This window comes from Oryzomonas japonica (assembly GCF_008802365.1).
GTDB classification, from domain to species: domain Bacteria; phylum Desulfobacterota; class Desulfuromonadia; order Geobacterales; family Pseudopelobacteraceae; genus Oryzomonas; species Oryzomonas japonica.
On record NZ_VZQZ01000010.1, the window covers coordinates 46,751 to 58,598 of the forward strand.

10 protein-coding genes and 2 riboswitches are annotated in these 11,848 nt (G+C 62.2%); of the genes, 2 read left to right on the plus strand and 8 right to left on the minus strand.

What is annotated here, in order from left to right; genetic code table 11:
- Nucleotides 1-86: 86 nt before the first annotated feature.
- From F6V25_RS14395 to F6V25_RS14410, 4 genes are all read right to left on the minus strand, one after another.
- Nucleotides 87-458: a response regulator gene (locus tag F6V25_RS14395; RefSeq protein ID WP_151129320.1), complete on the minus strand. Its 372-nt coding sequence runs from the start codon at nucleotides 456-458 to the stop codon at nucleotides 87-89.
- A gap of 107 nt (nucleotides 459-565) precedes the next feature.
- The gene (locus F6V25_RS14400; RefSeq protein WP_151129321.1) at nucleotides 566-1,789 is read right to left on the minus strand and encodes an EAL and HDOD domain-containing protein; all 1,224 of its coding nucleotides are present in this window, start codon (nucleotides 1,787-1,789) and stop codon (nucleotides 566-568) included.
- On the minus strand, nucleotides 1,789-4,467 hold the full coding sequence (locus F6V25_RS14405) for a hybrid sensor histidine kinase/response regulator (RefSeq protein WP_151129323.1): 2,679 nt from the start codon (nucleotides 4,465-4,467) through the stop codon (nucleotides 1,789-1,791). Before F6V25_RS14405 ends, F6V25_RS14400 begins: the two co-directional genes overlap by 1 nt.
- 138 nt (nucleotides 4,468-4,605) lie before the next feature.
- Nucleotides 4,606-7,239 carry a hybrid sensor histidine kinase/response regulator gene (locus F6V25_RS14410; protein WP_151129324.1) on the minus strand — a complete coding sequence of 878 codons (2,634 nt, stop codon included), beginning with the start codon at nucleotides 7,237-7,239 and terminating at the stop codon, nucleotides 4,606-4,608.
- Nucleotides 7,240-7,470: 231 nt separating this feature from the next.
- Here F6V25_RS14410 and F6V25_RS14415 point away from each other — a divergent pair, with 231 nt between their 5' ends.
- Nucleotides 7,471-7,878, plus strand: coding sequence for a bacteriohemerythrin (locus F6V25_RS14415; RefSeq protein WP_149306358.1), 408 nt, complete (start codon nucleotides 7,471-7,473; stop codon nucleotides 7,876-7,878).
- 85 nt (nucleotides 7,879-7,963) lie between these two features.
- Here the strand turns inward: F6V25_RS14415 and F6V25_RS14420 are convergent, their stop codons facing one another.
- Nucleotides 7,964-8,209 carry a hypothetical protein gene (locus F6V25_RS14420; RefSeq protein ID WP_151129325.1) on the minus strand — a complete coding sequence of 82 codons (246 nt, stop codon included), beginning with the start codon at nucleotides 8,207-8,209 and terminating at the stop codon, nucleotides 7,964-7,966.
- A gap of 131 nt (nucleotides 8,210-8,340) precedes the next feature.
- Nucleotides 8,341-8,424: riboswitch (cyclic di-GMP riboswitch) on the minus strand.
- Nucleotides 8,425-8,649: 225 nt separating this feature from the next.
- Here F6V25_RS14420 and bioA point away from each other — a divergent pair.
- Nucleotides 8,650-9,972, plus strand: coding sequence for an adenosylmethionine--8-amino-7-oxononanoate transaminase (gene bioA, locus F6V25_RS14425; RefSeq protein WP_246167056.1), 1,323 nt, complete (start codon nucleotides 8,650-8,652; stop codon nucleotides 9,970-9,972).
- A 56-nt stretch (nucleotides 9,973-10,028) separates the two neighbouring features.
- On the opposite strand, the gene F6V25_RS14430 is transcribed toward bioA, so the two are convergent.
- The 3 genes from F6V25_RS14430 to F6V25_RS17185 all read right to left on the minus strand — a co-directional run bounded on the left by F6V25_RS14430 (nucleotide 10,029) and on the right by F6V25_RS17185 (nucleotide 11,841).
- Nucleotides 10,029-10,457, minus strand: coding sequence for a fibronectin type III domain-containing protein (locus F6V25_RS14430; RefSeq protein WP_151129326.1), 429 nt, complete (start codon nucleotides 10,455-10,457; stop codon nucleotides 10,029-10,031).
- Between the two features lie 62 nt (nucleotides 10,458-10,519).
- Nucleotides 10,520-10,595, minus strand: a riboswitch (cyclic di-GMP riboswitch).
- 230 nt (nucleotides 10,596-10,825) lie between these two features.
- Nucleotides 10,826-11,236 carry a YidB family protein gene (locus F6V25_RS14435; RefSeq protein WP_151129327.1) on the minus strand — a complete coding sequence of 137 codons (411 nt, stop codon included), beginning with the start codon at nucleotides 11,234-11,236 and terminating at the stop codon, nucleotides 10,826-10,828.
- 44 nt (nucleotides 11,237-11,280) lie between these two features.
- Nucleotides 11,281-11,841 carry a ComEA family DNA-binding protein gene (locus F6V25_RS17185; RefSeq protein WP_218043555.1) on the minus strand — a complete coding sequence of 187 codons (561 nt, stop codon included), beginning with the start codon at nucleotides 11,839-11,841 and terminating at the stop codon, nucleotides 11,281-11,283.
- Nucleotides 11,842-11,848: the final 7 nt, after the last annotated feature.

Consider the following 11,848-nt stretch of genomic DNA (forward strand, 5'->3'; position numbering starts at 1 on the left):
TCGTGGCAATGTCCGGTTAGGTAGTTGCGGTCAGCTCCCCTCCCGTGACGGTGTATAGACTGGGGAGCTAGAGATGTTCCCATATCCTAGCGTCCCACGACGCGCCGCACGGCAGCGGACAGGCTCTCCAGGTTGAACGGCTTCTGGACGAAACCGTCCACCCCCACCTCCCCGAAGGATTCCGCGACCTCCCGTTCGCTATAACCGCTGGCGAGGATGACCTTGACGTCCGGCCGGATGCGGCGCAGTTCCTTGAAGACCGCGATGCCGTCCATGATCGGCATGCTCATGTCCAGGAGCACCCCGGCGATCCCGTCCCCCTGGTCCCGGAAGATACGGACGGCCTCAGGGCCGTTGGCGGCGGCAAGGGTCGCAAAACCGAGTTCCTCGAGCATGGCGGCCGAAACGTCGCGGATCATCTCCTCGTCGTCGACGATCAGGATGGTTTTCTCGGGCATGATGGTCCTCCTGTGTAACTTTTATGGGAAAGGGGGGTTATGGGACCAATGGGACGCATAGGTCCTCAAACTATCATACGTCCCAGCTCCCGTTACCCCTCTTGTCTTCACAACCCAAAACGCCAGCCATAGGCCGTTTTCTGGCAGTTCAGGACCGCCATGAGCGGTATCCCCAACACTTCCAGACGTTCGGCGGCGCGCTCGAATTCCAGGCTTTCTATCTGCTCCACCAGACTCAGCAGCACGCCGAAGTCCCCCTCCCTGTGCAGCAAGGCATCCAGGACCTCGTCGGAGAGATGAAGATTCGCCACGATCTCCTCCATGGGGAGATCGAAGACGGCGGTGAGGATCGACAGTATGCCGATCATGTAGCCTTCATCGGCGGCATGACGGTTCCTGCGCACCAGGGGGGTCTGTTTGACCAACTCCTCCATGAAGACCGCCCGCACCGCGGCCAGGTCGATGGCCGGGTCGTCCAGGCACGTCTCCCCGTCCGTGGCGAAGATCGCCAGTTGCACCCAGCGTTTGAGCTGGCGCAGCCCGATCATCATGACGGCGTGGCGGATGGAGACGACCTTTGCCCGCAGCCCCAGGGAGATGGAGTTGACCAGGACCAGCAGTTTGTAGACGAGCGGCGGGCTCTGCTTGATCGTTTGCTCCAGATCCTCAAGTTCCGCCTCGGCGGTGAGCTGCTGCATCAGCTTGAAGATAACGGCGGAAGAGTCGTCCCAGCGCCGCTTCTTCATGACGGCCGGCCGGGAGAACGTATTCCCCTGGAACAGGTCGAAGCCCAAGCGGTTGCATTCCTGGTAGCGCTCCCGGCTATCGACCTTTTCCGCCAGAAGCTTGACCGGGTACGGCCTGAACTGCTCGACCAGCAGGGCCATGCCGGCGCTGTCCACCCCGGTGATATCGATCTTTATGACGTTGACCACGCCGTCGTACAACTCCCGGCAGCGGGGATCGTAGGTGTGGTCGTCCAGGGCCAGCAGGTACCCTTTTGCCCTCAGTTCGCGGCAGCGCCCGATCACGTCGGGGGTGATGGCGACGGTTTCCAGCAGTTCTATGCCGAACCGTTCCGGCGGCAGGATTTCCAGGGTATCGCTCATGAGCAGGTCCGCATCCACGTTGACGAACCCGCGATGCCTCCCCATGGCGGCCTGTGTGCCGAAGCAGGAGATCGTATTCATGATGGTATTGGATGTGGCGCTGACGTCACCCTGAATCTCGGCATGGTCCGGCGCTTCCGATGACCTGAATAACAGCTCGTAGGCGACGATCTCCTCCGCCTTGCTGACGATGGCCTGCCTGCCGATGAAGTGCTGCCCCATTAGCGCATCTCCCCCATCCCCGCCGGCGCGCCGGACGACGGCTCAGGGGTCCCGTTCAGGATCGAGTCGATCTTTTTCAGAAGTTCTCTCGTGGTGAACGGTTTCTGAATGAAGTTGATCCCCCGGTCCCGAGCGCCGTTGTGGAGGATGGTGGTGTCGGTGTATCCCGACATGTAGAGGGTCGCGAGCCCCGGATGGGTCTTCTGCATCTTTTCCTGCAACTCCGGGCCGTTCATGTCGGGCATGACCACGTCGGTGAGCAGCAGGTCCACCTCCCGGCCGGCGCTCAGGGTGAGGGCCTGCCGGGGCCCTGCCGCGACGATCAGCCGGCAGTTGCAACTGTCCAGCAGGTCCCGGACCAGGTTGCGCACCATATCGTTGTCCTCCACCAACAGGATGGTGCTGCCGGCCACGTTGACCTCCGAGATCTCCGCGGCGCTTGCGGTTTCCACCGGCACGGCGCCCTCATCCAGGGGGAAGAAGATCTTGAAGGTCGTCCCCTCCCCCCGCTCGCTGAACACCACGATATGCCCGCCATGCTGTTTGACCAGGCCGTAGACCGTGGCCAGCCCCAGGCCCGACCCCTTGCCCACATCCTTGGTGGTGAAGAACGGCTCGAAGATGTGGGCAATGGTCTCCCGGTCCATGCCGGCGCCGGTGTCGCTGACCCCCAGCATCAGGTACCTGCCCGGCGCAAGCCCCTCATGCTGGCGGACGTATTCGTCGTCCAGGGTCACCGGCGCCGTTTCGATGGTGATGGCGCCCTGGTCGAAGATGGCGTCCTGGGCGTTGATCGCCAGGTTCATGAGGATCTGTTCCAGCTGGTTCCGGTCGGCGCGGACGGTGTAGACGATCTCCGAGAGGCGCAGCCGGATGGCGATGTTTTCCCGGATGGTCCGGCGCAGGATCTCGTAGAACGAGGCGATGACATTGTTCAGGTCCACCGGCCGCATTTCGAGGAACTGTTTGCGGCTGAAGCTCAGAAGCTGCTGGGTGAGGGCCCTGGCCTTGTCGGCCGCCTGCATGATCCGGTCGACCCGCTCGAAATCCCGGCTGTCTGCCGGCAAGCGGTTCTTCAGCAACTCGGCATAGCCCAGGATCGGCGTCAGCAGGTTGTTGAAGTCGTGGGCGATCCCCCCGGCCAGGCGGCCGATGGACTCGATCTTCTGGGACTGGCTCAACTGGACCATCAGCGCCTGCCGCTCGGCTTCCCCCGCCCGGCGCTCCGAGATGTCCCGCAGGATGGCGCAGTCGTACCCCTGGCCGTCGATTTCCAGATAATTGGCCGACACGTCCACGGGCACCCGGCGGCCGTCCCGGGTTTGGGCCGCGGCCTCGAAATGCAGGTGCCCCTCCCGGCGCAGCTCTTCCCAATGGGCGAGCCATGATTCGGCCGTAGCGTGGGAGGAAACGTCCCACGCCCGCAGGGCAAGCAACTCCCGCCGCTCGTAGCCGCTCAGGCGGCAGGCGGCGTCGTTGACGTAGAGAATCCTGCCGTCCGGGGCGATCCAGGAGACGGCATCCGGCATCCGGTCCATGACGCTGGCCGACCTCTGCAAATCCGCTTCGATCCGTTTGCGCAGGACGATCTCTTCGCCCAGTTGGGCGTTGCGCGCCTCCAGCTGGGAGGTCCGATCCCGGACCATCTCCTCCAACCGCTCCCGGTGCCGGAGCAGTTCGGCCTTCCCCCGCTCCTCGCGCCTGCGGTTACGGTAGAGCAGCCGGGCGGTCACGAGCGACCCGGCGGCAAAGAGGGCCACCAGGGCCGACATGAGCGCCGCTTCCGTGCGCCAGGGGGCCAGGTAGTCGTCGACGGCCAGGCCTGTCGTTACGTAGAAGGGGTAGTTTGCGATCTTGCGGAAGGAAAAGATGCGCTCCCCCGGGTCCAGGCTCCCCCGGGTCCGGTAGGTGCCGGAGGTATGCCCTCCCCGGACCAGCCCCCGCAACTCCGGCGGCACCACGGTGCTGCCGGTGCTGCTCTTCCCCCCCGCCTGTTCGGGATAGCGCACCATGACGGCCAGGTCTGCGTCCCGCAGGGCGATGAGGCCGTGCGCGCCCAGGTCGAAGGAGGCGCACAGCCGGACAAAATAATCCAGGGATACGGCGGCACAGGCGATGCCGGCGAAGCTGCCGTCCGGGTTGTCCATGCGCCGGACGATGTTGACGACCCACCGGTTGGTGATCCGGCTCACAAGCGGCTTGGTGACGATCAGGCCGATCCAGGGATTCTGGCCGGCGCTGACGAAGTAGTCGCGATCGGAGATGTCGACCGGCGTTTCGAGGGCCGTCCGTTCGCTGAAGACGATCTCGCCCCGGGCGTTGGCTATCCTCAGGTCCTGGATTTCGGAGATACGTTCGTCATGGGCGCGGAGGTAGGAGCGCAGAGCCGGGCCGTCGATGCCGCCGTTTTTGATCTGCCGTTCGGCCTCCTTTTTCACCGCAAAGACGGTGAGGCTGGCCTTGTCCATAATGCCGGCAATGGTCAGGTTGAGGGACTGGGACAGGTTCTGGGTCCGGATGACGGCGCGGCTCTCGTACTGCCGGTGGCTCCGGTAGAGGGAATAGCCTGCCAGCCCGGCGACGAACAGGTTGAGGAGCAGGCAACTCGCCGCGAGCCAGGGGAGAAAGACCCGGGTGGATATGACCGGGTTGGATGTAGAGAGGGGGGCTTCGGGCATTGTGGGGAACAGCCTCCGCTCGGCGCCGGTCACCTGCCGATGCGACCGATCCGCTTGATATCATTGAAATATCAACAATTAATTATAAACTATAATAGAAAACCGTCAACATAATAGTGGGCGGGTTGCGCGCGGCGGTTAGTGCCCGGCCGGGCCGTTCAGGATGGCGTCGATCTTTCTCATGAGATCCCCGGCGGTAAACGGTTTCTGGATGAAGTTGACGCCATCGTCCAGCACGCTGTGGTGGACGATGGTGTCGTTGGTGTATCCCGACATGTAGAGCGTCGCAAGGCCCGGGTGGCTCGACCGCATTTTTTCACACAATTCCGGGCCGTTCATGTCGGGCATGACCACATCGGTGAGCAGCAGGTCCACCTCCCGGCCCGCGCTCAGTTCCAGGGCCTGGCGGGGTCCCCCGGCAACGATCAGCCGGCAGCCGCACCCTTCCAGGAGATCGCCGACCAGGGTGCGCACCATGTCGTTGTCCTCCACCAACAGGATGGTGCTGCCGGTCACGTCGACCTCCGAGAGCTTCTCCACAGCCGCCGTTTCCTCGGGCAACGCCCCCTCGACGATCGGCAAGTAGATCTTGAAGGCCGTGCCCTCCCCCGCCTCGCTCGACACCTGGATATAGCCGTTGTGCTGTTCGACCAGGCCGTAGACCGTGGCCAGCCCCAGGCCCGACCCCTTGCCCACATCCTTGGTGGTGAAGAACGGCTCGAAGACGTGGGCAATGGTCTCCCGGGCCATGCCCGCGCCGGTGTCGCTGACCCCCAGCATCAGGTACCTGCCCGGCGCAAGCCCCTCGTGCCGGCGGACGTATTCGTCGTCCAGGGTCACCGGCGCCGTTTCGATGGTGATGACGCCCCGGTCCTCGATGGCATCCTGGGCGTTGATCGCCAGGTTCATGAGGATCTGTTCCACCTGGTTCCGGTCGGCGCGGACGGCGTAGACGATCTCCGAGAGGCGCAGCCGGATGGCGATATTTTCCCGAATGGTCCGGCGCAGGATCTCGTAGAACGACATCACCACGTTGTTCAGATTGACGGTCTTCATCTCCAGGATCTGCTTGCGCCCGAAACTCAGGAGCTGTTGGGTGAGGGCCTTGGCCTTGCCGGCCGCCTGCATGATCCGGTCGACCTGCTCGAAGTCCCGGCTGTCGGCGGGCAAGTGGTTCTTCAGCAACTCGGCATAGCCCAGGATCGGCGTCAGCAGGTTGTTGAAGTCGTGGGCGATCCCCCCGGCCAGGCGGCCGATGGACTCGATCTTCTGGGACTGGCTCAACTGGATCATCAGCGCCTGCCGCTCGGCCTCCCCCGCCCGCCGCTCCGAGATGTCCCGCAGGATGGAGCAGTTGTACACCTGGCCGTCTATCTCCAGGTAATTGGCCGTGATCTCGACCGAAAACAGGCGGCCGTCCCGGGTCGTGGCCTCGGTCTCCATATGGAGGCACTCGCGGCGCTGCAGCTCTTCCATGAAATGCTGCCACGCCTCGCGATCGAACCCCATCAGGCCGATATCGAGCACCGACAGGGAGAGCATCTCTTCGCGGCTGTAGCCGTACATCCGACAGGCGGCGTCGTTGACGTACTGGTAGCGGCCGTCCGGGGCGACCAACGCCACGGCGTCGGCCATGCGGTCCATGATGATCGCCGCCTTCTTCAAATCCGCCTCGGCGTGCTTCCGCAGGACGATCTCCTCGGCCAGCTTGGCGTTGCCCGCCTCCAACTGGGCGGTCCGCTCCCGCACCGTATCCTCCAGCTGCTCCCGGTGCCGGAGCAGCTCGGCCTTGGCTTCCTCCTCGCGCCTGCGGTTGCGCTGGATCAACCGTGCGGCCAGGAGCGATCCCGCCGCAAAGACGGCCACCAGGAGCGCCATACCCCGGGCTTCGCGCCGCCAAGGGAGGAGGTAGTCGGCGGTTGCGAGGCCGGCCGTTATATACAGGGGATAGTCGAAGACCTTGTGAAAGGAAAAAGAGCGTTCCACCGGGTCGATGCTTCCCGGGTTCCGGTAGATGCCGAAGACGTGCCCCGCCCGCACCAACTCCCGCAGTTCCCGGGATACCACGGCGCTGCCGATGCTGCGCGGCTCCGGGTAGCGGACGATAACGTTCAACGCCCCGTCCCGCAGGGTGATGGCCCCCTGGCGGCCCATGTCGAACGTGGAAAAGAGCCGCATCAGGTAATCCAGAGAGATGGCGCCGACGACCACACCGGCGAAACTGCCGTCCGGGTTGTCGATGCGCCGGACGATGTTGATCACCCACTTGGCGGCAGAACGCGCGAACAGGGGTTCGGAGATGATCAAACCGGCCCGGGGGTCGTTCCGGGCCCGGCGGAAGTACTCCCGGTCGTTCACCAGGGTGTCGGGGCCCAAGAGGTGGAGATCGCCAGAGATGAACGCGCCCCGGGCGTCCGCAACCCGCAGGCCGTCCAACTCGGGTATGAGCAGCCTCTGGGCAAGGATATAGTCGTCCAGGTCCGGGCCGGCGGCGCGGCCGCTTCTGAGTTGCCGCTCCCGCTCCCGCTGCACCGACAGGAGGGCGATGCCGGTCTTGTCGATAATGCCGGCAATGGTCAGGCTGAGGGATTGGGACAGGTCCTGGGTCTGGGTGGCGGCGCGGAATTCGTACTGCCGACGGCTTTGGTACAGGGAAAAGCCGACCAGCCCGATCACGAACAGGTTGGTGAGCAGGACGCCGGCCACGAGCCGGTAGAAAGAAGCACGGCCCGGCGCAGTCGTACCGGATGTCGTGGGGGTGACGTCGGGCATGTGATGCGATCACCTCCGCGGGAAAATGGTTTCTGGCCAGATAAACCATTGATTTCCAATTAGAATTATTAAATAATTATAGGGGAAATTTCGGAATCGTCAACACAATAGTGTAAACAGCGGAAAAAGCCCGGGGCGGCCCTGGAGCGGGAAATGGCGGCAGGCCTTGCCAACCCGATATTTTTTGGAATACTTGCTACGGACGAAGCGAGCGTGACGGGGAGTGACACCATGACCTTTATGCAATGGGACCCGAACTTCGAACTCGGCATCCATGAGTTCGACGAGCATCACAAGCACCTGGTGGGCCTGATCAACCTGGCGTTCGACGGCTTTATGTACAAGGCGGAGCGGGATGAGATCGAGGCGGTTCTCGACGAGCTGTCCGACTATGCGACCTACCACTTCGCCGCCGAGGAACAGTGGATGGAAACCCACCAGTACCCCGCCCTGCCGCAGCACCGGCAGGAACACCAGCGGTTCTGCGACCGGGTGGCGGAGATCCGGGAGGAGTTCCGCCGGGGGGAGGCCCACCTCTCCCTGGAGGTGCTGCAATTCCTCCATAGCTGGCTCACCAATCACATCCTCAAGACCGATGCCGCCTACGGGCGCTTTGCCCGGGAACTGCCCCACGGCTGACCGGTCGCGGTACCGACCGAATTAACGTGCGCCTTCCTCCCGTCACAGGAGGGGGACTTCCCGAAATATTTTATGTTCCAGGGCACTAGTGGGCCATGGAGTGGTTGTGCCCCGACGCCCCATGATCCTGCCGGTCTCCGAACGCCGGCATGTCCTGAAAGGCGGTGTGGTTGGGATGGATGCAGTAGCTGCTGGTGTTGCCTGCCGGAACGGCGTACCGGCAGGCGGTGTTGTGGGCAAGACACCGGGAAAATTCATCGACAAGATACTCGGTCCTGCATTCTGCCACATTGGGCTCGCTTCCGCTGAAGTTTTGAATCGGTATAGACATAAGTCCCTCATTTCTCCTCTGCCGGTCGCCCGGCATTTCACTGAATCCCGCCCCACTGCATGGTGTCCATCGGAGACATCAGAGCCGAAAAGCGCGCAAAAAATGCCGGGCTCCACGAAGATGACATATCCTTCGGCAGCTCGGCCATCTTCCCGTCCTTCGGGAGATCCGTGGCTTTCCGTCCCTCTCTCGCGAAAGGTTTGGCCTTATCGGGACAGAACGAACGTATGAAAACGACTCATTACTTGAATGATTATACCACCGGAGGGGGGGGGTTCAACAAGACAAAATTTATTTTTTTATTATCAAACTTACGGAACCCGCAGCGCAAATGGCGTTACGGGGGCTGGGGCGTTTCCCCCATGACAGATGGAGGTGTCTGCCGTATAATGCACACGCAGTGCGAGGGGATGTTCCCCGAATAACGACGAGATAAAGGTATGGAGATGGCTGATTCCGATAATTTTGGAAAAATGACCGAGCAGGAGCTTCTCGAATTCGACAGGGCGCACATCTGGCACCCCTATACGTCGGCCACCAAGGCGCTGAAATGCTATCCCGTGGCCAGGGCCGAGGGGGTGTACATCGAGCTGATGGACGGGCAGCGCCTGATCGACGGCATGTCCAGTTGGTGGTCGGCCATCCACGGCTACAACCACCCGGTCATCAATGCCGCCATGACGGCCCAGATCGGGCGCATGTCCCATGTCATGTTCGGCGGCCTGACCCACCAGCCGGCCGTGGAACTGGCGCAACTGCTGATCGGGATCGTGCCGGACGGCCTTGAGCATGTCTTTTTCAGCGATTCCGGATCGGTGGCGGTGGAAGTGGCCATGAAAATGGCGCTGCAATACTGGCACTCCCGTTCGTGCGGCGCCAAGCACGCGTTCGTCACCGTACGCCACGGGTATCACGGCGACACCTGGCACGCCATGTCCGTATCCGACCCGGACACCGGCATGCACGCCATCTTCAACAGGAACCTGGCCAAGCAGTACTTTCTGCCCGCGCCCCGCTCCGGCTTTTACGCCGCCTACGACCCGGCGGAGACCGGCGAGGTCGAGGCGTTCCTGCGCCAACACCACGAACATATCGCCGCGTTCATCCTCGAACCGATCGTCCAGGGCGCCGGCGGCATGCGCTTCTACCACCCGGAATACCTGCGCCAGGTGCGCCGGCTCTGCACCGACTACGGCATCCTGCTCATCGCCGACGAGATCGCCACCGGCTTCGGCCGGAGCGGCAGGCTCTTTGCCTGCGAACACGCCGCCATCTCGCCGGACATCATGTGCGTGGGCAAGGCCCTGACGGGCGGCTGCCTCTCGTTCGCCGCCACCCTCTGCACCCGAGAGGTGGCGTACACCATCTCCGACGGCGCGCCCGGCGTGTTCATGCACGGCCCCACCTTCATGGCCAATCCCCTGGCCTGCGCCACGGCCCTGGCCAGCACCCGGCTTTTGCTGAAGGGCGACTGGCAGGGAAACGTCGCGCGTATCGAAGCGACCCTGAAAGAGAGGCTCCTGCCGTTGCAACAGGTCGCTTCGGTGGCCGACGTGCGGGTCCTGGGGGCGATCGGCGTGGTGGAGATGAGGGAGCCGGTGGACGTGGGGCGGCTTCAGCAGCGCCTCGTGGCCGAGGGGGTCTGGCTGCGGCCGTTCGGGAAGCTGGTCTATACCATGCCGCCGTTCATCATCTCCCCGGGGGAGTTGCGGACACTGTGCGACGGGATCGGCAAGGCCGTTGCGGGGCTTGATGGGCGCTGATCCCCCGGGGTTACGTCTCTCTACGTACCCTGGCGCGGCGTCCCTCCATCTTCCCTTTATGAGCTCGCCGGGATGACGGCCTGTACTTCATTGGAATACACGCTCTCGTTCCCGGCCGAGTCATACGCCGTAACGACAAAGTAGTATGTTCCCGGGGCAAGCCCGCTGACGGCATAGCTTGACACCATCCCGGCTTTAATGGTGCTCGTATAGCTTCCGGGGGACGTCCCGTAATGCAAGTTGATTCCTGCGACAGCGCCTTGCGGCGGATCCCAGGATAGCTTGACGACTCCCGTCGAGGCGGTTCCTCCTGTCGAAGTGGTTCCTCCTGCCGGGGTGGTTCCTCCGGTTGAGCCGCCAGTGACGCTGCTCGGCAAAGAACTATCTGTCGACGCCGTCGATCCGCCGCCGCTGCCGCACCCCGCCAGGGAAATAATAACCAGTAAGGACAGGAATAAAGCGGATAAAGGCTTCATCATGCTCATGTGACCTCCTTTGATCTGTGTTGACGCAAAAAAAGCCGGATCGCGGAAATATCCTGAGATATTTCGGCAATCCGGCTGTCTCGGTGAGACCCATGGATTTTCTGTCCCATCCTCGCGGATGGTTTAGCATTATCGTTTATCTTTTTGCGCTTCGTTTTTTTATTTACGATACACGGATGGAGGTTGCAACGGTGTGACATGGATCACTATTGGGTCATTTTTCACGGATCCGTGCGGGTGCGGTATGCAGGGCGGGGTGCTGCCGGGAAAGGGGACAGGCTGCCCCGGCGTAATCGGTGCCTGTCCCCGGAATTCCCGGTAGCATGCAGATTTGACTCTTTACGGTTTTTTTGCCGGATGAATCATGTTCAGGTTAATTTCCCCTTGAAAAACTCCAGCCCCTGCGCCAGCAAACCACCTTCCGGAATGACGCCATCCGGGGTGAGTTTGTCGACTAAACCGGGGAGATGCCGAGCAAGCAGAGAACTCATCTCGGGACTCGATACCCCTGCCTTTTCGGCAAGCCCCTGGATCGTTTCGCTGCCCAGTGCATCATTGACCTGGTCGGCATTGAGCGGTAGATTTTCTCCCGTCCCGACCCACGATGATACGATATCGCCCAGTCCCTTATCCTTGAATGTCTGGACCAATCCGCTTAATCCGCCCGACTGGTTGCTTGACAGCATGTCCATCAGACCGTTCAAAAGCTCCGGGCTTTTTCCTTCAGTTCCACCGAATAGGCCTTGCGCCGTGCTGGCAAACTCGTCCAATAGTCCCATGGTAAACTCCTTATCTGCCCGGGATCGCGCCTATGTCCTCCCGTTCACTTCTGTGACCCCTTCTTCGCTTCGCGATATCCCGCCTTGACGGCATCGGCTTCCGACATGTAGCTTCCCTGCTTCGTCGTGCCGTACCAAGGGCTGCCCGATCGGTGAAATACCTTTGAAGCGGGGTTCACCCATACCATATTCTTGTCGGCGGGAGGTGGCTGAACGGTCTTGGCGGGCTTGGGCGCCGTAGTAGCCGCCTTGGGGGTCGCGGTTTTAGGAGGTGCGGCAGAAGCGGCGCCGGCCGTTACAAGCGGCGTGAGTTTTTCGATAGACTTGGCAGAAACCCCGGCCTTGGCAAGATCGGCTGCCGAGGCATAGGGCCTTCCGGCAATGATTTTTTTCGCCGTGGCGGGGCCAACGGTGGGCAGCTTCTCCAACTCGGCCTGGGATGCGCTATTGAGATCGACTTTTTTGCCGGCGGGAAGTTTCATATCCGCCTTCGCCTTGGCCGAAGCCGGGTCCTTGGGTGCGGCATTGACTCCGGTTAGCGAGAGGGCAAAAGCCAGGGTTACTGAAGCGAGGATCAACAAACCTTTGGTCAAACACTTTTCCATTGGAGAC

Bases quoted from the DNA above. Each gene is read 5' to 3' on its own strand.
- F6V25_RS14395 (WP_151129320.1), bottom strand. From the start codon at position 458: ATGCCCGAGAAAACCATCCTGATCGTCGACGACGAGGAGATGATCCGC.
- F6V25_RS14400 (WP_151129321.1), bottom strand. From the start codon at position 1,789: ATGGGGCAGCACTTCATCGGCAGGCAGGCCATCGTCAGCAAGGCGGAG.
- F6V25_RS14405 (WP_151129323.1), bottom strand. From the start codon at position 4,467: ATGCCCGAAGCCCCCCTCTCTACATCCAACCCGGTCATATCCACCCGG.
- F6V25_RS14410 (WP_151129324.1), bottom strand. From the start codon at position 7,239: ATGCCCGACGTCACCCCCACGACATCCGGTACGACTGCGCCGGGCCGT.
- F6V25_RS14415 (WP_149306358.1), top strand. From the start codon at position 7,471: ATGACCTTTATGCAATGGGACCCGAACTTCGAACTCGGCATCCATGAG.
- F6V25_RS14420 (WP_151129325.1), bottom strand. From the start codon at position 8,209: ATGTCTATACCGATTCAAAACTTCAGCGGAAGCGAGCCCAATGTGGCA.
- bioA (WP_246167056.1), top strand. From the start codon at position 8,650: ATGGAGATGGCTGATTCCGATAATTTTGGAAAAATGACCGAGCAGGAG.
- F6V25_RS14430 (WP_151129326.1), bottom strand. From the start codon at position 10,457: ATGAGCATGATGAAGCCTTTATCCGCTTTATTCCTGTCCTTACTGGTT.
- F6V25_RS14435 (WP_151129327.1), bottom strand. From the start codon at position 11,236: ATGGGACTATTGGACGAGTTTGCCAGCACGGCGCAAGGCCTATTCGGT.
- F6V25_RS17185 (WP_218043555.1), bottom strand. From the start codon at position 11,841: ATGGAAAAGTGTTTGACCAAAGGTTTGTTGATCCTCGCTTCAGTAACC.